The following is a 21,126-nucleotide window of genomic DNA, read 5'->3' as shown; positions in this document are numbered from 1 at the left end:
CAGGGCGGGGCTCGCCGCCGGATCGACGGTGGTGGCGCGCAGTTCGGCGACGAGCGGCGCGACGGCGAGCGGGCGCCTGGGGCGTCCCGTGACGTCCTTGGGCTCGACGCCCAGCTCGGCGAGGAAGCGGGAGGGCTGGTCGCCGTCGTCGGCGGGAGCCTTCACTGCGGTGACGACGAGGCGGTCACGGGCGCGGGTCGCCGCCACGTAGAACAGCCTGCGCTCCTCCGTAAGGAGGGCGCCGGGAGTGAGCGGTTCGGCGAGGCCGTCCCTGCCGATCCTGTCCGCCTCCAGCAGCGAGCCTCGGCGCCGCAGGTCGGGCCAGAGGCCCTCCTGGACACCGGCGACAACAACGAGCCGCCATTCGAGCCCCTTGGAGCGGTGCGCCGTCATCAGCCGTACGGCGTCGGGGCGTACGGCTCCCCGGCTGAGCGTGTCGGCGGCGATGTCCTGCGCGTCGACCTCTTCGAGGAAGTTCAGCGCGCCACGGCCCCCCGTACGCTCCTCCGCGCGAGCGGCCGCGTCGAACAGCGCGCAGACGGCGTCGAGGTCGCGGTCGGCGTTACGGCCGCCCGTACCGCCCCGCAGCGCGGACCTTTCGAGCCGCCCCGGCCAGGGTGTGCCGTTCCACAGCGTCCACAGGGCCTCCTCCGCGGTGCCCCCGTCCTCCAGCAGCCGGCGCGCCTCGCGGAGCAGGAAGCCGAGGCGCTGGGCGCCGTTGGCGTACGCCGGGTCGTGCGCGATGAGGCGCTCGGGCTGCGCGAGGGCCAGTGCCAGCAAGGTGTCGGAGGCGGCGGGCAGCCGCTTCCCTCCGGCCCGCTCCTCGTCCCTGAGCGCGCGGCCGAGCCGGCGCAGATCGGCCGCGTCCATGCCGCCGAGCGGTGAGGTGAGAAGGGTGAGGGCGGTCTCGACGTCCAGCCACGGCGCGGCATCGACATCGACATCGGCATCGGCATCGGCAGCAGCGCCGGCACCGGCGCCCGGCGCCCGTACCCGCAGCGCCGCCTTCGCCACCGCCCTGAGCGCCGTCAGCAGCGGCGACACCGCCGGTTCATGGCGCAGCGGCACGTCGTTGCCGTCGATCTCCAGCGGCACGCCCGCCGAGGTGAGCGCCCGGCGTACGGAAGGGATCGTCCGGCCGCCCGCCCTGACCAGGACCGCCATCTCGCTCCAGGGGATGTCCTCCTCCAGATGCGCGCGGCGCAGGATGTCCGCGATGTTGTCCAGTTCGGTCGACGCCGTCGGGTACGTGTACACCTCGGCGCGCCCGCCCCCGCGCACCGCCGCCGGCTCGCGGTGCGCCCGTACCTTCTCGGCCGGCAGCCGGGTCAGCGGCATCCGCCGCGTCAGCAGCCGGGTCGCCTCCGTCAGCTTCGCGCCGGAGCGGCGTGAGGTGGTGAGGACCTCGACCGGGGCCGGGGCGCCGTCCGCCGTCGGGAAGGCGTCGGGGAAGTCGAGGATGCCGTTCACATCCGCGCCCCTGAAGGCGTAGATCGACTGGTCGGGGTCGCCGAATGCGACCAGCGTGCGCCCCTGTCCGGCCAGTGCGCCGAGCAGCCGCACCTGGGACGGGTCGGTGTCCTGGTACTCGTCCACGAACACCGCGTCGTACCGGTCGGCCAGGCGGGTCGCCACATCGGCGCGGTCCACCAGCATGACGGCCCTGTGGACCAGTTCGGCGTAGTCGAGCACGCCTTGCAGGTCCAGCACGTCCAGGTACTCGGCGAGGAAGGCGGCGGCGGCCGACCAGTCGGGGCGGCCGGTGCGCCGCGCGAACGCGGCCAGCGAGTCGGGACCGAGGCCCAGTTCGCGGCTGCGGGCGAGCACCGCGCGTACCTCGTCGGCGAACCCGCGCGTCGTCAGGCAGGCCCGCAGGTCGTCAGGCCAACGAATGTGCGAACGTCCCTCACGTTCCAGGTCGAGCTGCCCGGCGAGCAGGTCCCGTACGGCGACGTCCTGTTCGGGCCCCGAGAGCAGCCGCAGCGGCTCGGTGAACAGTTCGGCCTCCTGATGCGCCCGGATCAGGGCGTAGCAGAACGAGTGGAACGTCGTCGCCTGCGGCCCGCGCGTACCGCCGAGCCGCACCGCCATCCTGTCCCGCAGCTCCACGGCGGCCTTGCGGCTGAAGGTGAGGATCAGGATCCGCTCGGGGTCGGTGCCCCGGGCGACCCGGGCGGCGACCGACTCCACCAGCGTCGTGGTCTTGCCGGTGCCGGGACCGGCGAGTACGAGCAGCGGCCCCTCGGTGTGGTCAACCACCCCGCGCTGCGCTGCGTCCAGCACAGGGGGAACCACCGGGGCCGACGGCGTACGCACCAGTCTGTACGCGCCCGGAGTCCGCCGCCGTACCCGACGGTGCGGGACACGCCCGGTGGAAGAGGAGGAGCTCACGTGGATCGCCGGTCCTGGGGGGAGGTGCGGGAAACGGTGTGGACGGGGACGGTGCCGGTGGGGGCAGGGACGGATGGGGTGCGCGTGACGCGTGCCCACGACGCTACGCCGTCGGGACGGCGGAACGCCGGGCCTGCTCCGTACGGTCCTCAGCTTTTTCCACAGGTCGCCCGCCGCGCGGCCGGATGGCGGAAACTGTCATATGTGAGCCACATCGCCCGAGCCGTCCGCGGCCCCCGCAGCATCTCCGCCGTCCCACCGCGCCCGCTTCATGTCGACGCGCGGCACATGGCCCTCGGCGCTGCGCGCGGCCTCACGCAGGGGGGTGGACTCCTCGCGGTAGTGGCCGAGAGCCCGCAGCTCGTGCCCTGGCAGCAGCACGCCGTCGGAACGGACCACCCGCCACCACGGCACCGCGCTTCCGTACAGGGCCATGGCTCTGCCCACCTGTCGTGGTCCGCCCTCGCCCAGCCATTCGGCGACATCGCCGTACGTCATGACCCGGCCGGGCGGGATCAGCTCGGCGACGTCGAGCACCCGTTCCGCGTAGTCGGGCAGCCGCCCAGGACCGGACGGACCGGACACTTCGGACGTTTCGAACTCCTCGGACTCGTCACTCGTCATCCTGTCCATCCTGCCGCACGGCACCGACAGCCCCGCGAAGAGGCACATCCGGGCCGCCCCGCATCCCCGCAATGCACCCTGATGCCCATGTCTGTCGTCCGCGCATGCCACCATCATGCGGGCGGTGACCGGTGATACGAGATCAAGAAGAGACGGGTTCGGCAGAGGAGCATGCCGTGCGGCCTCGGGCTGCGGCAGGCACCCCTGGCTCCGAGCCGCGCCCGGACACCGGCGTGCCTGACCACCGGAAGGGCGGCCCGGACCGCTCCGACGAGGCCGAATCCTCCGACAGCGATCACAACGAGGCCGCCCACACCGGCGCCACCAGGGTCGGCCCGGCCGACGGCGACGACTTCTACGGTGGCGACGGCGACGGCGATGACGACAACAACGACGACGCCGGGGACGACGACGACGGCTCGACCGGCGCCGAGCGCGTCTCGGGCGACGAGCCGCTGCTCGCCGCGCGCGTCCACCGCCCGGCCGACCTGCTGCGCCTGCTCATCGGGCTGCTCGCCATCGGCATCGTCATCGGCCTCTCCGCCTTCGCCCACGCCACGACCTCGGGCCTGGAGCAGGACATCAGCAAGGGCACGGGCCAGGCCCCCGACCTGCTGGTGCAGAGCGCCGGGCTGGTCTCCAGCATCGCCGTGCTGCTCGTCCCGATCGCCTTCGCCATCGAGCGGCTGATCAAACGCGACGGGCTGCGCATCGCCGACGGCGTTCTCGCCGCCGTCCTGGCACACGGCGTCACGCTCGCCACCGACCTCTGGGTCGCCAGGTCAGCGCCCGACGCCATCCAGGAGGCGCTGACCCGGCCCCAGGTCGGGATGGGGCTCACCGATCCCGTCCACGGCTATCTCGCCCCGGTCATCGCGTACATGACGGCCGTGGGCATGGCCCGCAGGCCCCGCTGGCGCGTGGTGCTCTGGGTGGTGCTGCTGCTCGACGCCTTCGCGATGCTGGTCGCCGGGTACACCACACCGTTCTCGGTCATCCTCACCGTGCTGATCGGCTGGACCGTCGCGTACGGCACGCTCTACACCGTCGGCTCGCCGAACGTACGGCCCACCGGGCAGACCCTGATGGCCGGTCTGCGCCATGTCGGCTTCCGTCCGGTGAGCGCGAGCCGCGCCGAGGACGTCTCCGACTCCGGTGACCACTCCGACCGGGGCCGGCGCTACTTCGTCTCGCTGGAGGACGGGCCGCCCCTCGATGTCACCGTGGTCGACCGCGAACAGCAGGCGCAGGGCTTCTTCTACCGGGTCTGGCGTCAGCTCACGCTCCGCTCCATCACCACCCGCAGGTCCATCCCCTCGCTGCGCCAGGCGCTCGAACAGGAAGCGCTGCTCGCGTACGCGGCGATCGCCGCCGGGGCCAACGCCCCCAAGCTGATCGCCACCTCGGACCTCGGCCCCGACGCCGTCATGCTCGTGTACGAGCACCTCGGCGGCCAGTCCCTCGACGCGCTCGCCGACGACGAGATCACCGACGAGCTGGTACGGGGCGCCTGGCGGCAGGTGCAGGCCCTCCAGTCGCGGCGCATCGCGCACCGCAGGCTCACCGGCGACGCGCTGCTGGTGGACCGCTCAGGCAAGGTGATCCTCACCGAGCTGCGCGGCGGCGAGATCGCGGCGGGCGACCTGGTCCTGCGCATGGACACCGCGCAGTTGCTCACCACGATGGGGCTACGGGTGGGCGCGCGGCGCTCGGTCGCCGACGCCGTCGAGGTGCTGGGCCCCGACGCCGTGGCGGACTGTCTGCCGCTGCTCCAGCCGATCGCGCTGAGCCGCTCCACCCGCTCGACGCTGCGCAGGCTCGCCCGCGAGCGCTCGCAGCGCGAGCGCGACGCGGTGCTCGAGGCGTCCGCGGCCAACAAGCGGCACAAGCTGTCGGACACGGTCCCCGAGGACGGTGACCGCAAGGCCGTACGGAAGTCGCTGCGCGCGGAGAAGCAGGCCGAGAAGCGGGCCATAGACGAGGCGCTCGACGAGGCCCGCGAGGAGGACCTGCTCTCGCAGATGCGTCAGCAGGTGCTGCGGATCAGGCCGCAGGCGCCGGTCGAACCGGTCCGCCTGGAGCGGATCAAGCCGCGTACGCTCCTCAGCTTCATCGCCGGGGCCGTCGCCGCGTACTTCCTGCTCTCCCAGCTCACTCAGCTCAACTACGGCATGGTCGTCAGCGAGGCGCACTGGGGCTGGGTCGCTGCGGCAGCGCTGTTCTCGGCGCTCAGCTACATCGCGGCGGCCATGAGCCTGCTGGGCTTCGTGCCGGAACGGGTGCGGTTCCTGCGGACGGTGGTCGCCCAGGTCGCCGGTGACTTCGTCAAGATCGTCGCTCCGGCGGCGGTCGGCGGCGTGGCACTGAACACCCGCTTCCTCCAGCGCTCCGGGGTGCGGCCGGGACTGGCCGTGGCCAGTGTGGGGGCCTCGCAGCTCTTCGGGCTCGGGGCGCACATCGTGCTGCTGCTCTCGTTCGGTTATCTGACCGGTACGGAGAAGACGACCTCGCTCACCCCGTCCAGGACGGTGATCGCCGGCCTGCTGACCGTCGCTGTGCTGGCGCTGGTGGTCACGGCGATCCCGTTCCTGCGGAAGTTCGTGGTGACGCGGCTGCGTTCGCTGTTCGCCGGGGTGGTGCCGCGCATGCTGGACGTGCTCCAGCAGCCGATGAAGCTGCTCACCGGCATCGGCGGGATGCTGCTGCTGACCGGCGTGAACGTGATGTGTCTGGACGCGGCGATCCGCGCGTTCGACAACGGCAACCAGCAGTTGAGCTACGCGAGCATCGCCGTGGTGTTCCTCGCGGGCAACGCGCTGGGCTCGGCGGCGCCGACGCCCGGCGGTGTGGGCGCGGTCGAGGGCGCGCTGACCCTGGGTCTGCTCGCCGTCGGGCTGCCCAAGGAGGTCGCGGCGCCCGCCGTGCTGCTCTACCGGCTGATGACGCTCTGGCTGCCGGTGCTGCCCGGCTGGCTGTCCTTCAACTACCTCACCCGCAAGGGAGCACTCTGACGACCGCTCCGACGACCACTCCGGCAACCGCTCCGGCGACCTGAGGAGAGCGCCGCCGTGCCCGGCTACGGGGCCCGGCGGCGCGGACGTACCGCCACCCGCATGCGCCGCGCTCCGCGCGGCCCGCGCCACCCGATAGCAGGATGACCCTATGCCGACCTCCTCCGCCTGGCGCTCCACCGCGCTGGCCGCCGTCACCGCCGCCGCACTGCTGGCCGCCTCCGGATGCTCCGGCGACTCCGGTCCCGCCGGCTCCGACAACCCGGGCAAGCCCAGCGATCTGGCCTCCCAGCAGCTCGACTGGAAGCCCTGCGGGACACCGAGCGTGGCGCAGGGCGGCGGTACGAAGCCCTCCCCGCTGCCCGGCGGCGACGGCGGCTGGGAGTGCGCCACCATGGACGCGCCGCTCGACTACGCGAAACCGAACGGCGACACGATCCCGCTCGCCCTCATCCGTGCCAGGGCGCTCGACCAGAAGAAGCGGATCGGATCGCTCGTCTTCAACTTCGGCGGCCCCGGCGGATCTGGCGTCACCGGCCTGCCGTCCTTCGGCAAGGACTACGAGAAGCTCCGCGGCCGCTACGACCTGGTGAGCTTCGACCCGCGCGGGGTCGGCCGCAGCAAGGGCGTGGAGTGCGAGAGCGACAAGCAGCTCGACGCCTACTACGCACAGGACTCCACGCCGGACGACAGCGCCGAGGTGAAGACGTTCACCCAGGGGATCGCGTCCTTCTCCGGGGCCTGCGAGCGGCACTCGGGCCAGGAACTCCCGCACGTCGGGACCACCAGCGCGGCCCGCGACCTGGATCTGATGCGCAAGGTCCTCGGGGACAAGAAGCTCAACTACTTCGGCATCTCGTACGGCACCGAGCTGGGCGGTGTCTACGCCCACCTCTTTCCGAAGAACGTCGGGAGGACCGTCTTCGACGGTGTCGTGGACCCGACGGAGAACTCCGAGCAGGGTTCGCTCGGCCAGGCGAGGGGCTTCCAGCTCGCCCTGGACAACTTCGCCAAGAACTGTGTGTCGCGGGGCGCCGCCTGCCAACTGCGGGGCAGTACCCCGAAGGAGGTCGAGAAGACCATCACCGACCTGCTGCACCGGCTCGACAAGCGGCCCGTCCCCGGGATCGGCGGCCGGAAGCTGACCCAGACCCAGGCCACCAACGGGGTCGCGCAGGCGCTGTACTCGAAGGAGTTCTGGCCGCTGCTCGAACAGGGCGTGAGCGAGGCCGACGGCGGCAACGGCTCGCTGCTGCTCGCGCTGTCCGACTCGATGAACGGACGCGACCAGCACGGCAGGTACAGCAATCTCCAGGCGGCCAACGTCTCCATCAACTGCGCCGACTCCAAGCAGCGCTACTCGGTGGCCCAGACGAAGGCGAGGCTCCCGGAGTTCCACAAGGCCTCGCCGGTCTTCGGCGACTTCCTGGGCTGGGGAATGATGAGCTGCTCCAAGTGGCCGGTGCGCGGCCAGTGGGACACACCGGACGTCAGCGCGCCCGGCGCCGCCCCGATCGTGGTCATCGGCAACACCGGCGACCCGGCCACGCCGTACGCGGGGGCCAGGGCGATGGCGGACGCGCTGGGCAAGGGGGTCGGCGTGGAGATCACGTACCGCGGCCAGGGCCACGGGGCGTACAACAGCGGCAACGCGTGTGTGCAGAAGACCGTGAACAGCTATCTGCTGGACGGCAAGGTGCCGGCCGCCGGGACGACCTGCTCGTGACAGCCGAAGGGGCCGGTCCCTGTCCGGGACCGGCCCCTTCGCCCACGATCAGCGCCGTCAGTAGACGGGCTTCTCGGGCTCGATCTGGTTGACCCAGCCCACGACCCCGCCGCCGAGGTGCACGGCGTCGGAGAAGCCGGCCGACTTCAGCACGGCGAGCACCTCCGCGCTGCGGACACCCGTCTTGCAGTGCAGGACGATCTTCTTGTCCTGCGGCAGCGACTCCAGCGCGGTCCCCATCAGGAACTCGTTCTTGGGGATCAGCTTGGCGCCGGGGATCGAGACGATCTCGTACTCGTTGGGCTCCCGGACATCGATGACCTCGATGTTCTCGCCGTCGTCCATCCACTCCTTGAGCTGCTTGGGAGTGATGGTCGAGCCGGCGGCCGCCTCCTGCGCCTCCTCGGACACGACGCCGCAGAAGGCCTCGTAGTCGATGAGTTCGGTGACGGTGGCGTTCGGGCCGCAGACCGCGCAGTCGGGGTCCTTGCGGACCTTGACCTGGCGGTACTGCATCTCCAGGGCGTCGTAGATCATCAGCCGGCCGACCAGCGGCTCGCCGATGCCCGTGAGCAGCTTGATCGCCTCGGTGACCTGGATGGACCCGATGGACGCGCAGAGCACGCCCAGCACGCCGCCCTCGGCGCAGGAGGGGACCATGCCGGGGGGAGGCGGCTCGGGGTAGAGGCAGCGGTAGCAGGGACCGTGCTCCGACCAGAACACGCTGGCCTGGCCGTCGAAGCGGTAGATCGACCCCCATACGTACGGCTTGTCCAGCAGCACGCAGGCGTCGTTGACGAGATAGCGGGTGGCGAAGTTGTCCGTGCCGTCCACGATCAGGTCGTACTGCGAGAAGATCTCCATCACGTTCTCGGCTTCGAGCCGCTCTTCGTGAAGGATCACGTTCACATAGGGATTGATTCCGAGGACGGAGTCACGCGCCGATGCGGCCTTGGAACGGCCGATGTCGGCCTGGCTGTGGATGATCTGGCGCTGGAGATTCGACTCGTCGACCTCGTCGAACTCCACGATGCCGAGCGTGCCGACACCGGCGGCGGCCAGGTACATCAGAGCCGGTGACCCGAGGCCACCGGCGCCCACACACAGCACCTTCGCGTTCTTCAGCCGCTTCTGCCCGTCCATCCCCACGTCGGGGATGATCAGATGACGGGAGTACCTGCGGACCTCGTCGACGGTGAGCTCAGCAGCGGGCTCAACCAGGGGGGGCAGCGACACAGGGGCCTCAACAAAGGGGTTGGTCGGTCATTCAATACGGATGCTTGTCCCTGTAACACTGCCACGGCTGTTCTCATTCCGAGCCACCCCGTCCGACCAACGAGACGATTTCGTCCCAGTAGCCGGGCAGCGTCCCGTACGGGTTCTGCTGCCCCGTCCGGTCGTCCCCGCCGGTCCGGTCCGTGAAGAAAATCGTCCCGGCGCCCTGCCACCGCGCTATCCGCATCGCCTCGTCGAGGTGGGCGCGCGGCACCGCGTGGACGAGGTGGACGAAGCGCTCGGGAGGGTGCTCGGCCGTCCACTCCGCCACCTGTGACCAGCGGTATCTGTCCCAGGGCCCGGAGAAGGTCACCAACTGGTCGGCGATCTCGGCGTATTCGGGATACGGCTGGGTGCCGTGCCCCAGTACGAGGTGCCCGCCGAGGTGCCCGGCGTCGTGCCCGGCGAGGTGCCCGGCGTCGTCCAGCAGCGCCTGGAGCGTGGCCGCGACGAGCCGTACGTCGGTCAGGTCCGACCGGGTCGCGGGGCAGCGGTCCAGATAGAAACCGCCGACCCGGTACCAGTCCAGGAAGTTCCCCGCGTCGGCGACGATCTCCCCGAACGAGCGTTCGCCGTATGCCATGTCGAGATGCCCGAGCACCCGGGCGCCCGCGTTGGTGAGGCGGCCCGCCGCCTCCAGGCAGTGCGGGTCGGGCCGGCTGCCCGGGCCGTCGTCCACATTGAGGACGGCCCAGTGCAGCGGCGTCCCCGGGCGGGTCAGCTCCGCCCACTCGACGGGGGCGAGCAGCGGATGCGCGTACCCGGGGACGCCGAAGCCGAGCCTGTCCTCCTCGGTGGCGGAGAGCCGCCCACCCGTGGTGGTCAGATGCGGCACGCGGCCTCCATCCAGATATCGGCGAGGGACTCCTCCAGATTGATCCGGGGCCGCCAGCCGAGCCGGTCGCGTGCGGTGCGTACGTCGGCCTGCTGCCAGCTTCCGCAGCCGTCGGGGTACGGGAACGGGCCCACGCCCAGGTGTTCGGGGAGCGGTTCGCCGCGCGGCGGGCCAATGGTGGCGTGGCCGCCCCGGACCGGGCCCGGCGGACCGTCCAGCTCGTGCAGGGCGCCCGCGTATCCGGCGACCCTGGCGAGCACGGCGGCGGCGTCCCTGAGCTTGACCGCGCGTCCCGTGCCGATGTTCACCACGCCCTGGGCGGCCGAGAGCGAGGCGGCGTGCACGGCACGCGCCACGTCCCGTACGTCCACGAAGTCGCGCTGCACGCCGAGGCCCGCGAGCTTCAGCTCGCCGTCGCCGGACTGCATGGCGCGGCGCATCGCCTCGGCGAGCCGGCCGAGCGGTGATCCGGCCGGGGTGCCGGGGCCCACCGGGGAGAAGACCCGGAGCACGACCGCGTCGAGCCCCGATCCGAGGACCAGTTCGGAGGCGGAGAGCTTGCTCACGCCGTAAGGCCCGCCGGGGCGCGGCACGGCGTCCTCGGCGGTCGACGAGCCCTGCTGGGAGGGCCCGTACTCGGAGGAACAGCCGAGCTGGACGAGCCTGGCCCCGCAGCCGCTGCGGCGCAGCGCCTCGCAGACCGTGGCGACGGCGACGGTGTTGTGGCGCACCAGCTCGCGGGCGCCGCCCCGGGTGGCTCCGGCGCAGTTGATGACGACGCCGGGGTGGACGGCGTCCAGGAAGCGGGTGAGCGCGCCGGGGCTGCCGCCCGCGAGGTCGAACCGTACGTCGGCGGCGTCGTCGCGGCCGAGCGCCGTGAGGTGCACGGCGGGGTCGGCGAGCAGCCTGTCGGCGACGAAGCGGCCGAGGAATCCGTTGGCGCCGAGCAGCAGAACCCTCATCGTGTGGCCCCTCTGTACTGAGCGGCCGGCGCCGAGTCCGGTAGCGGGGTGTGCGGAGTCATCTCTGTCGTCTCCTTGGTGTGGTGAGAGGTCGATGGGGTGGTCGGGCGACGGTGTGCGGGTGTCAGGTGTGTGCCGAGGCACGGGCGAGTACGACGGCGCCGTACGTGAGGAGTCCGAGCGCCGCGGCTCCGCAGGCGAGCGTGGGAACGGCTCCCGCGCCCCACGCGGCGACCGCATCCCTGACCGGTGCGGCCAGGGCTTCGCAGCCGGGCAGCCGGCCGGCCAGGACGGAGGCGGAGGCCAGCGCCTCCACGGCGCAGGCGGCAGCGAGGCCGGTGGCCGCGGGATCGGGGAAGCCGTGGACGGTGAGCAGGCGCGCGAGGAACAGCAGGATGCCGAGGACGACGGTCGGGGCGGGCGGGCCCGGGTCGCCGTAGACACCGTTCGCCAGCAGCGCGAGGCCGCTCAGGGCGCAGGCGTACAGCGCGACCGTGGTGAGCAGCACGGGCCGCGCCCCCGCCGCGAAGTCGGCGAGGCCCCGGCTGCCGGTGAGCCTGCGCCGCGCGTGTACGGAGAAGAGGTGCGCGCACCAGGCCGCGGGGACGACGGCGAAGGCCAGCGCGGCGAGCGGGGTCAGGGTCGCCGCCCAGGGTCCGTCGGGGCCGCCGCCGACGAGCCCGGCGAGCAGCCCGTCACCGCAGAGCAGGTAGGCCAGCAGCCAGTACACCCAGAGGCCGACGGCCGGAACCGTACGGCCTGCGGCGCGCAGCGGCCCGCGCCGCAGGCAGCTCGACAGCGCGCCGGACAGTGCGAAGGCCCCGGCCAGGGCTATCGCGAGTTCGGACTGCCCGCTGGTGCGCCGCAGTCCGGCGAAGGCCAGGACACAGATCACACCGGGCAGCAGCGAGAGCGCCGTCCAGCCGGCCCGCCCGAGGCCCCCGGCAGGCGCGCCGGGGGTCTCGGGCGGCCAGGGCGAGTCGCGGAGCGCCGGCGCGGCGTCGGCGGGGCGCGGTACCCGGGCGTACAGCTCCTCGGCGAGCGAGAAGACGTCGCGGTGCAGGAAGCGAGCGGCGGTCCTGTCGGTGATGCCGTGCGCCTCCAGTCCCGCCGCGATCTCCAGCGGGTCGACGGCGCGCTCGCAGAGCCGGCGGTGCCGGTGGATGAGGAGCTTCACCGGGTCGGCGGGGCCGCGCGGGGTGGCGGAAACGGCGGCGGAGTTCCGGGCGTCCGCAGCCGCTTCGACAGAGACGTCCACCGCGTCCACTGTTTCCGCCGCGCCCGTCAGCACCTGATCGGTGAGCGTCCCGCCGCTCGGCGGCTCCTCCCCGAAGGGGTCCCCGGCCGCGCCCTGCCCTGCCGTACGCGTGCCGCCCATGGTTGTGCCTCCGTCAGACATCGCTCTCCCCCCGGCCGGCTCCCTGGCCGGCCCCCGCTCCGGCGCCGACCGACAGACCGGTGGTCTTCGCCCAGCTCGGCGCGGACTTCCCCACCGGCTTCCCCACCGATTTCCCCACCGGCTTCCCAGCCGGCCTCCCCACCGAGGTCTCCGCCGGTGGCCGCCCCCGCTCGCCGGCCGTCCAGCGGCCCGGTACCGACGCCTCGGCCGGGTGCGCGAAGGGCAGCGGCTCCCCATCGGCGCCGATGTCCTCGGCCGGGCGCCGTACGGGGGTGCGCGAGATCAGTTCCAGATAGAGGGAGCGGAAGGCGGCGAGGTTCTGCTCGACCGTGAAGAGTTCGAGTGCACGCGCGCGTGCCGCGGCGCCGAGCATCCGGCGGCGCTCCGGGTCGCCCAGCAGGGTGACGCAGGCGTCGGCGAGCGCCCGGGGGTTGCGGGGCGGCACCACGAGCCCCGTACCGCCGATGACTTCGACGACGGCGCCGACGTCCGTGGAGACCGTCGCGCGCCCGCAGAACATCGCCTCGACCAGGCTGATCGGGAAGCCCTCGACGGTGCTGGAGAGCACGACCACGGCGCCGGCCGCGTAGGCGGCGGGCAGTTCGGGCGCGCCTGGTCCGCCTATCTCCTCGAAGGAGACGGGGCTCTCGCCACTCGTACCCGCTGTCCCCTCGGGGAAGAGCCGCTCGGCCAGGGCGCGGCAGTGCGCGAGATACGCGGTCGCCTCCTGGCCAGCCACCGGGGCGCCCATGATCCGCAGCCGTGCCTCGGGACAGAACCGGCGGACCTCAGCGAAGGCGCCCAGCAGCGACACGATGTCCTTGGACGGCTCGATCCTGCCGACCCAGACGAGGGTGTCGGGGTCGCCGCTCTCGCCGCCGTCGCCGACCTCGGCGAAGCGGCCCGCCTCCATCCCGGGGTAGACCGTGCGCAGCTTGGCGCGGTCGGCGCCGCAGCGTTCCTGCCAGCGCCGGGCGTGCGTGTTGCCCGGGGTGATGACGCTCGCCTGCCGGTAGACCTCGGCGGCGAGCCGTCCCTGGAAGCCCGCGAGCAGCGCGCGTACGGGCGCTTCGGCGCCGGGGTCGGCGCCGGTGGCTCCCCCGGCGCCGGTGGCGAGGTAGTGGGCGCGTAGCTGTACGCCGTACTCGGTGACGAGCAGCGGCACGCCGTGGAAGCGTTTGGCCAGCAGGCCGGGCAGAGCGGCGGATCCGGCGGACGCCGCGTGGCAGAGGTCTGCGGCGGCGAGCGCCTCCTCGCCGTACCAGTCCAGCGACAGGGGCCGCAGGGCCCGCTCCAGCTTGTCGGCGAAGGCCAGGTAGTCGGGGACGGTCGCGGCGTGCATGCCCCGGCGTGCGCCGGGGGCGCGGCAGGCGGACTCCAGGATGCGTACGGCGACTTCGGAGCGCAGGGCGGCGCAGAGGCCGCCGCGCTCCCCGGCCAGGTCGGCGAGCCCGTAGAGCCCGTCGGCGAACGCGCCGGAAGCGCCGGCACCGGACACGTCCTCCGCGCTGTCCGTGCCACCCGACGAGACGGCGGCGGCCAGCTCCCCGAAGTGCGCGGCGAACCGGCGCCTCTCGCGCCGTCCGTACGTACGCCCGTCGTCGTCCGGCGCCCACAGCGACGCTGTGCGCACCCGCCCGATCCGGGGCGGCAGTTGGATCCAGCCGCTCTGCTCCTGCTCGGCGCTGCGGCTCAGTGCGTAGATGTCGAACTCGTGTGAGGCGAGTCCGCGTACGAGCCGGTCGCACCAGAGCCTGGACTCACCCGTCGCATACGGATACCCACCGTCCGTAAGCAGTCCGATCCGCACGAGGACACCCCCGATCTCCCTTGGGAACGGCCGCCGTTGATCCGGCGACTCGCTGCGGGAAGACCGTAAGCGGATATGACCGTGGCGCGACGGACGGTTGTCCGTCGCGCCACTGGAAGGGGTGAATACACGTAACTTATGCGTGCGCTGGGCGTTCTGTCGCGCTACGGAACATCTTCGTCACGTGGAGTCAGGCAGCGGCCACTTCTTTCGCGACCGCCTCGCGGAGCGCCCGGCGCGCCTCGCGCCGCTCGTCCGCGAGCCCGGGGTCGAGCGCGGGCACGGCGGCGAGGAGCTGTCGCGTGTACGGGTCGGAGGGCGCCCCGTACACCTCATCGACGGTGCCCTGTTCGACGATCCGCCCCGAGCGCATGACCGCCACCCGGTCGCTGACCTGCCGTACGACGGCGAGGTCGTGCGCGATGAAGACCAGCGCGAGGCCCAGCTCCCGCTGGAGTTCCGCGAGGAGCGCGGTGACCTGCGCCTGCGTCGTCACGTCGAGCGCCGAGACGGGCTCGTCGCAGACGATCAGCCGGGGCTCGGCCGCCAGCGCCCTGGCGATGCCGACGCGCTGGCGCTGGCCGCCGCTGAACTCGTGCGGATACCTGTCGTACCGGTCGGGGTCGAGCCCGACGCGCTCCAGCAGCTCCCGCACCCGCGACACGAGCCGCGTCTCGTCGAGGGCACCGGCGGCGCGCAGCGGATCGGCGATCGACTCGCCCACCGAGCGGCGCGGGTTGAGCGAGGAGACGGGGTCCTGGAAGACCATCTGGAGTTCGCGCCGGTAGGGGCGCAGCTCCTTCTCCGAGACCGTGCCGATCTCGGCGCCCCGGTAACTGATCCGGCCGCCGGTCGGGTCCAGCAGCCGTACGAGCATCCGCCCGAGGGTCGTCTTGCCGCTGCCGCTCTCGCCGACGACCCCGAGGGTCTCCCCCGGCCGGACGCTGAGCGAGACGCCGTCCACGGCGCTGACGGTCTGCTTGCCGCGCCGGAACTCCCTGCGCAGGTCGAAGGCTTCGAGCAGCGGCGCGGGACCCTCGGCAGCGACGGTGCCGGCCTCCGTACCCGCGACCGGGGTCCGCTCGCGCACCACCGGCGCGTCCACCCTCGGGACCGCGGCGAGCAGCGTCCGGGTGTACGGGTCGCGCGGCGCGCTCAGCACGGCCGCGACGGGCCCGCTCTCCACCTCGCGGCCGTACCGCATCACCAGCACCTCGTCGACGCTCTCGGCGGCGACCCCCACGTCATGGGTGACGAGCAGCAGGCCCATCCCGGTCTCCCGGCGCAGGTCGTGCAGCAGGTCGAGGATCTGCGCCTGGACCGTCACGTCGAGCGCCGTGGTCGGTTCGTCGGCGATCAGCAGCCGGGGCTCGCAGGCCAGCGCCATCGCGATCAGCGCGCGCTGGCGCATGCCGCCGCTGAACTCGTGCGGCCTGGACTTCGCCCGGCGCGCCGCGTCCGGGATACCGACCCGGTCGAGGACCTCGACGGCCCGTGCCCGCGCCGCACGCTTGGAAACGTCCCGGTGGACGCGGTAGACCTCGGCGATCTGGTCGCCGATCGCGTAGTACGGGTCCAGCGACGACAGCGGGTCCTGGAACACCATGGCGGCCACCTCGCCGCGCAGCGCGCGCAGTTCGCGCGGCGAAGCGGCGTTGACGTCCGTACCGCCGACCCGCACGCTGCCGGTGACCTCGGCCCCGGTGTCCCGGTGCAGGCCCAGCAGCGCGGCGGCGACCGTGCTCTTGCCGCTGCCCGACTCGCCGACCAGGCCGATCGCCCGGCCGGCGGCGAGCGAGAAGGACAGGCCGTCGACAGCCCGTACGGACTCGGGGCCGGTCGCGAAGTCGACCGTGAGGCCGTCCACGACGACCAGTGCCCCGTCCTGCGTCGCATCACTCATCGGAGAACCACCCGTCGGTCGGCCACGGCGTACAGCAGGTCGGCGACGACATTCGCCACCACGACGGCGGTGCCGATGACCAGCACGATCCCCACCACCACCGGCAGATCGATGTCCCGTACCCCGTCGATCAGCGTCTTGCCGACACCCGGGATACCGAAGAGCGACTCGGTGAGCACGGCCCCGCCGAGGACCGTGCCGAGGTCGAGCGCGTTGAGGGCGATGACCGGCGGTACGGCGCCGCGCAGCGCGTGCCGCGTGACGATCGCCCGCTCGCCGACCCCGTACGCGCGGAAGGTGCGGATATGGTCCTCGGCCAGCGTCTCCAGCGTCGAGCTGCGCGTCAGGCGCGCGTACTTGGCACTCTCGAACAGACCGAGGGTGAACCACGGCAGCAGCATGTTCCACGCCCACTGCTGTGGATCGTCGGTGATCGGTACGTACGACGGGAACGGCAGCCACCGCAGATAGGCGCAGACCACCATCAGGAGCAGCAGCCCGAGGATGAACACGGGCGTGCTGGTCCCGGCGAGGGTCAGCAGCGTCAGGGCGCGTTCGGTGATCCCGCCGCGCCGCAGCGCCGACAGCAGCCCGGTGCCGATGCCGATGACCAGCCAGACGACCATGGCGCCGAGTCCGAGCGAGGCGGTGGCGGGCAGCCGCTGGAGGATGAGCTGGGTGACCTGCTGGTCGGTCTGGTACGAGAAGCCGAGGCAGGGCGCGTCGCAGTGCAGCTTCGCTGTGCCGGTGGAGTAGTCGCGGCCGGCGAAGATGCCCTGGATGAAGTGCGCGTACTGCACGTACACCGGGTCACCGAGGCCGAGCTGTCCCCGTACCTGCGCGACCTGCGCGGGGGAGCAGCGGTCGCCGCACGCGAGCCGGGCGGGGTCGCCGGGCGCGATGTAGAAGAGCGCGTAGATCACGACGGACAGCACCAGGAGTACGAGCACTGCCCCGCCGAGCCGCTTGAGCAGATAGCGCGTCACGAGGCGGCTTCCTTGGAGGACTCACGAGGGGTGGAAGGGGTGGCGGCGGTACGTGGCGCCTTCGGCTTGCGCCTGCCGACCCGCAGCCGGCTGGCCTCGCGCGGATCGAGCGCCGTCCGCAGCCCGTCGCCGAGCACGGTGAAGGCGAGGACGGTCAGGAAGAGGATCCCGGCGGGCAGCAGTACGTACATCGGGTCGGCGCGGAACCACGTCGTCGCGCTCGACAGCATCTGTCCCCACGACGGTGTCGGCGGCTTGACGCCGACACCCAGGAAGGACAGCGAGGCCTCGACCACGATGTTCGACGGCAGCAGGAGCGCCGCGTACGTGATGATCGGCGCCGCCAGCGAGGGCAGCAGCTCGCGCCGTGCCACCCGCAGCCGCCCCGAGCCGCCGAGCCTGGCCGCGGCCACGAAGTCGAGTTCCTTCAGGGTCAGGGTCTGCGCCCGGACGATCCGCGACGTGCTGCCCCAACTGATCAGGCCGATGATCAGGATCAGCAGGAGCGGGCGGGGGAAGTCCTGCGGTACGACCGCGGTCATGGCGATGCCGATGACCAGCATCGGGAGCGCGACCATCACATCGGTGACGCGGCTGAGGAAGGAGTCGAGCAGCCGGTTGCCGAGCCCGGCGGCGAGACCGACGCAGACGCCGATCACGAGCTGGATCGCCGTCGCGCCGATCGCGACGAGCAGCGAGACGCGGGCGCCGTACAGCAGTCGTACGAACAGGTCGCGTCCGGTGCCCGGTTCGACACCGAGCCAGTGGTCGGCGCTCACACCGCCGAACGAGTCGATCGGCACACCGCCGCGCGCCGAGTCCACCAGCGCGTCGTGGTAGGTGTTCACGTCCTGGCCTTCGAGCGCGGCGAACAGCGGCGCGGCGACGGCCAGCACCACCAGGACGACCAGCACGACGGCGGCCACGAGGGCCGAGGGCCTCGCGCGCAGCCGCCGCCATACCTGGGCCGCGTCCGAGGCGGCGGGGACCGCCGCCTCGGACGTCAGCAGATCAGCCGTGGTCACTTGACAGCGACCCGCGAGATGTCGAGAACGCCGGTCCAGTCACTGATGACGACGTTCTTGACGTTCTTGCCCACGAGCCGCTTGTAGACGGGGTGGAACAGCGGCACGTCGAGCGCCTGCGCACCGAGCTTCTGGTCGAGCGCGCCCCAGCGCTTCGCCGCGGCCGCCGGGTCGGTGAGCTTGTTGATGCCGTCGATCTCCTTGTTGACCGCCGGGTCGTTCAACTGCGCGTTGTTGAAGTTGCCCGCGCCGTCCTTGACGATCTGCCGGCCGTCGAAGACCGGCGCCATGAAGGGGCCGCCGGACGGCCAGTCGGCGCCCCAGCCGCCGAGGAAGAAGCCGGGCTCGGTCGTCACCGTACGGACCTTCTGCTTGTATCCGTTGTTCTCCAGGCCGTCGAGCTTGACGGTGATGCCGGCCTTCTTGAGGCTGGCCTGCACCGCCGTGGCGATCTCCGGGCTGGTCGCGAAGTCCTCGATGGTGGAGTGGGTGAGGGTGACCGTCAGGCCCTTGGGGTAGCCGGCCTCCTTCAGGAGCTGCTTGGCCTTGGCCGGGTTGCCGGTCTTCCCCGCCGGGAAGGCGTCGTACGGCTGGTAGCCGAAGGCCGCCTGGTTCGGCAGGAAGGTGGTCGCGGGCTCGGCCAGCGCCGAGCCGCCCGCCGCGTTGACGACGCTGGTGCGGTTGATGGCGTACGAGATCGCCTGGCGCACCTTCGGGTTGTCGAACGGCTTCACCTTGGGGTTGAACGACAGGTAGTTCGTGTAGCCGAAGTGACCGGTGCCGACACGCGAGCTCAGCGCCTTGTCGCCGCCGATCTGGGCCAGCTCGGCGGGGCCGAGGTTGGTGTCGGTGGTGATCGCCGAGGCGTCTGCGCCGGTGGAGGTGGAGAGCCGCTGGTTGATCACGGCGGTGTCGAGGCCGGACTTCACATCGATGGTGTCCGGGTACTGCTCGCGCCGCGGGTCGGTCTTCTGCGACCAGTTGGTGTTGCGCTTGAGTACGAGGTGCTGCCCGTCGCCCTCGTTGGTGACGACCTTGTAGGGGCCCGAGGAGATGGGGTGGTTCTCGTACTTGGTCCCGGTGTCCTTGGCCTTCGGCACCGGGGTGAACTGCGTCTGGGTGGCCAGCAGCGGGAAGTCGCCCTCGGGCTTGTTCAGCTTGAAGACGATGGTCTTCGCGTCGGGGGTCTGGATCGCGTCCAGGCCCTTCTTGTCCTTGTAAGGACCCTGGTAGTCGGCCGCGCCCGCCAGCCAGTCCCGCAGGTACGGGGCGCCGCCCGACAGTTCGGGCGCGAAGGAGCGCTCGACGCCGTACTTGATGTCGGCGCTGGTGATCGGGGTGCCGTCCTCGTACTTCAGCCCGTCCTTGAGGGTGTACGTCCACTCGGTGGCGTCCGCGTTGGGCCGCCCGGTGTCGGTGGCGAGGTCGGGGACCGCCTTGTTCCCGGCGGCGCCGCTGCCGGGGCCGCGCGTGGTGAGCGTACGGAAGACGAGCGAGGGGATGTTCCCGCCACCGGAGGTGTACTCACGGGCCGGGTCGAAGTCGGTCATCGCCGCGGTGTTCAGCACCGAGAGCGTGCCGCCCTTCTGGGGCTTGCCCTTGGCCGCGCCCCCTCCTCCTCCCCCGCCACTGTTGTCCTGCGGTCCCGCGCAGGCGGCCGCACCCGCTGCCACGGCCAGGCTGACGGCTGCCACTGCCACGCGGCGGGATATGGGGGACGGTTGACGCATCGGAAGAGGCCTCTCGGTGTGCTGCTCAGGCGGGGGAGGGATGAAGCCGCACAGGCCCAGCAGCGGAGAGGTGGGAAAAACCGGTCGTACCGCGCCTGTGGACGGGGAAACGCCCAGGCGCTGCGCCGCGGCCGCCGGATACGGGGTCGTGGCACGCGTGGGCAGGCGTCAGCTACAGAGAATGTCGGCAACGCACAGCGGGGTCACGCCGATGAGCGCGAGCTCGAAGACGTCCTGGCCGTGACCGGCCGCAAAGTGGGTTGACATGCCGAGAAATATGAATGCCCGCGCATACCGGTGTCAACGCGGGTTGAGCACAGATTGAGACAGCGGTCTCAGTTCGTGGGATACACCCAGGGGTTGGGACGGCACTTGATCCCGTCGATATCAAGGGACTTGGTCTGTTGCTGCATCACCGGGGCGAGCGCGCCCCGCGTGCGGCAATTCACATGGTTGCGGCCGAGCCGGTGACCGACCTCGTGGTTGATCAGCATCTGCCGGTAGCTGTACATCGCCTTCGCGCCATATGTCTTCGCCCCCTGTGCCCAGCGGAACGCGTTGATCATGACGCGGTCGGTCGACGCCGAGTCGCAGGACACGTTGTCCTCGGTGGTGTCGAGCCCGGACTTGGCGCACCAGAGCGCGGTCGTTCCCGGGCTCGCCAGGGTGATCACGAAATCCGGCGTGCCCGTCGAGATCCGCTCGAAGGTCATGGCGCCGTTGTGGGCCCAGCTCCGGTCGTCGTTCAGCGTCTTCTGGACGGCCTGCGCGAACAGCTCCCCGTCGAGGCCGAGGCCCTTCTCGATGTCCACCCGGTAGCGGAACTTCTGGCCCTTGGCCGGTGGCGCCGCCGCCGAGCCGGGGACCGCGCTGAAGGTGTCGGGGCCCTTGAGGTCGGCGGCCAGCGGGAACTGCCGGACCATGAGCTGTTCGTAGGTGAGGGCCACCGGTGCCTTCACCGGTCGCTGCGAGGGTTCGGCGCCACCGCCGCCGGGGACCGCGTCGCTCCCCGCGCCTTCGGCCGCGCTCGCCCGGTCGTTGCCGCTGCCGCCGTCGGCGACCTGGCCTGCGACGACGACCACGAGGACGGTGACGACAGCCGCCGCCGCGATTCCGGTGAGCGTACGGCCCTTGCCGCCCTTGGCCGGCTGCCCGGCGGACGGGTCTCCGCCCGGCCCGTCTCCCCCGGCGGGGTCGCCGCCGTCGCCGCCCGGGCCCGCGCCGGAGACGCCCCGCTCGGGCAGGGCGGTACGCCGCTTGGGGGCGGGTGCGGTGGTCGAGCCCACGGAGATCCCCGAAACGGGGGCGGCGGGCGGCCCGTCGAGGGCGTCGAAGACCTCGATGAACTCGCGGCGCGGTCCCGGTATCAGCGGCGCGCCGGTCACCGGGGAGCGCGGCCGGCCCTGCGCCGAGGTGTCGCGCGGAACGCCCTGCCAGTCGCCGTAGCGC

15 protein-coding genes are annotated in these 21,126 nt (G+C 72.1%); 2 read left to right on the top strand and 13 right to left on the bottom strand.

The annotated features are described in order from the left end of the window. Window positions 1–2,391: ATP-dependent helicase (locus QR77_RS27335; protein ID WP_040024709.1), on the bottom strand; the 2,391-nt coding region annotated here is incomplete at its 3' end. Between the two features lie 198 nt (window positions 2,392–2,589). Then, entirely contained in the window at window positions 2,590–3,015 is a 426-nt protein-coding gene (locus QR77_RS27330) for an MGMT family protein (RefSeq protein ID WP_040028745.1), read from the bottom strand. Window positions 3,016–3,146: 131 nt separating this feature from the next. Between QR77_RS27330 and QR77_RS27325 the strand changes: the two genes are divergently transcribed. Both QR77_RS27325 and QR77_RS27320 read left to right on the top strand, forming a co-directional pair. After that, window positions 3,147–6,026, top strand: coding sequence for a lysylphosphatidylglycerol synthase transmembrane domain-containing protein (locus QR77_RS27325; protein WP_107068992.1), 2,880 nt, complete (start codon window positions 3,147–3,149; stop codon window positions 6,024–6,026). A gap of 151 nt (window positions 6,027–6,177) precedes the next feature. After that, window positions 6,178–7,752, top strand: coding sequence for an alpha/beta hydrolase (locus QR77_RS27320; protein ID WP_040024706.1), 1,575 nt, complete (start codon window positions 6,178–6,180; stop codon window positions 7,750–7,752). 57 nt (window positions 7,753–7,809) lie between these two features. On the opposite strand, the gene moeZ is transcribed toward QR77_RS27320, so the two are convergent. The 11 genes from moeZ to QR77_RS27270 all read right to left on the bottom strand — a co-directional run. Beyond that, entirely contained in the window at window positions 7,810–8,988 is a 1,179-nt protein-coding gene (gene moeZ / locus QR77_RS27315) for an adenylyltransferase/sulfurtransferase MoeZ (protein WP_040024704.1), read from the bottom strand. Between the two features lie 73 nt (window positions 8,989–9,061). Then, entirely contained in the window at window positions 9,062–9,862 is an 801-nt protein-coding gene (locus QR77_RS27310) for a spherulation-specific family 4 protein (RefSeq protein WP_040024703.1), read from the bottom strand. Continuing rightward, window positions 9,850–10,824, bottom strand: a complete 975-nt coding sequence (locus QR77_RS27305; RefSeq protein ID WP_040024702.1) for an NAD-dependent epimerase/dehydratase family protein — start codon at window positions 10,822–10,824, stop codon at window positions 9,850–9,852. Before QR77_RS27305 ends, QR77_RS27310 begins: the two co-directional genes overlap by 13 nt. A gap of 124 nt (window positions 10,825–10,948) precedes the next feature. Further along, the gene (locus QR77_RS27300; RefSeq protein WP_052489098.1) at window positions 10,949–12,202 is read right to left on the bottom strand and encodes a hypothetical protein; all 1,254 of its coding nucleotides are present in this window, start codon (window positions 12,200–12,202) and stop codon (window positions 10,949–10,951) included. Window positions 12,203–12,215: 13 nt separating this feature from the next. Next, window positions 12,216–14,033 (bottom strand): DUF3492 domain-containing protein, encoded by a 1,818-nt coding sequence (locus tag QR77_RS27295; RefSeq protein ID WP_040024701.1) that lies wholly within the window; start codon window positions 14,031–14,033, stop codon window positions 12,216–12,218. Between the two features lie 190 nt (window positions 14,034–14,223). After that, window positions 14,224–15,936, bottom strand: a complete 1,713-nt coding sequence (locus QR77_RS27290; RefSeq protein ID WP_040024699.1) for an ABC transporter ATP-binding protein — start codon at window positions 15,934–15,936, stop codon at window positions 14,224–14,226. Continuing rightward, window positions 15,933–16,922 (bottom strand): ABC transporter permease, encoded by a 990-nt coding sequence (locus QR77_RS27285; protein ID WP_040024698.1) that lies wholly within the window; start codon window positions 16,920–16,922, stop codon window positions 15,933–15,935. Before QR77_RS27285 ends, QR77_RS27290 begins: the two co-directional genes overlap by 4 nt. Continuing rightward, on the bottom strand, window positions 16,919–17,947 hold the full coding sequence (locus QR77_RS27280) for an ABC transporter permease (protein WP_078877203.1): 1,029 nt from the start codon (window positions 17,945–17,947) through the stop codon (window positions 16,919–16,921). Before QR77_RS27280 ends, QR77_RS27285 begins: the two co-directional genes overlap by 4 nt. Next, entirely contained in the window at window positions 17,944–19,677 is a 1,734-nt protein-coding gene (locus QR77_RS27275; RefSeq protein WP_040024697.1) for an ABC transporter substrate-binding protein, read from the bottom strand. The genes QR77_RS27280 and QR77_RS27275 overlap by 4 nt, the downstream gene beginning before the upstream one ends. A gap of 168 nt (window positions 19,678–19,845) precedes the next feature. Further along, on the bottom strand, window positions 19,846–19,944 hold the full coding sequence (locus QR77_RS50055; protein WP_347359795.1) for an Ms4533A family Cys-rich leader peptide: 99 nt from the start codon (window positions 19,942–19,944) through the stop codon (window positions 19,846–19,848). Between the two features lie 68 nt (window positions 19,945–20,012). Beyond that, window positions 20,013–21,126: DUF3152 domain-containing protein (locus QR77_RS27270; protein WP_107068990.1), on the bottom strand; the 1,114-nt coding region annotated here is incomplete at its 5' end.

This window comes from Streptomyces sp. 150FB, from assembly GCF_000818195.1.
Lineage (GTDB): Bacteria > Actinomycetota > Actinomycetes > Streptomycetales > Streptomycetaceae > Streptomyces.
The sequence above is the reverse complement of the archived record's forward strand: the minus strand, read 5'-3'. Positions and strand labels throughout refer to the sequence as shown.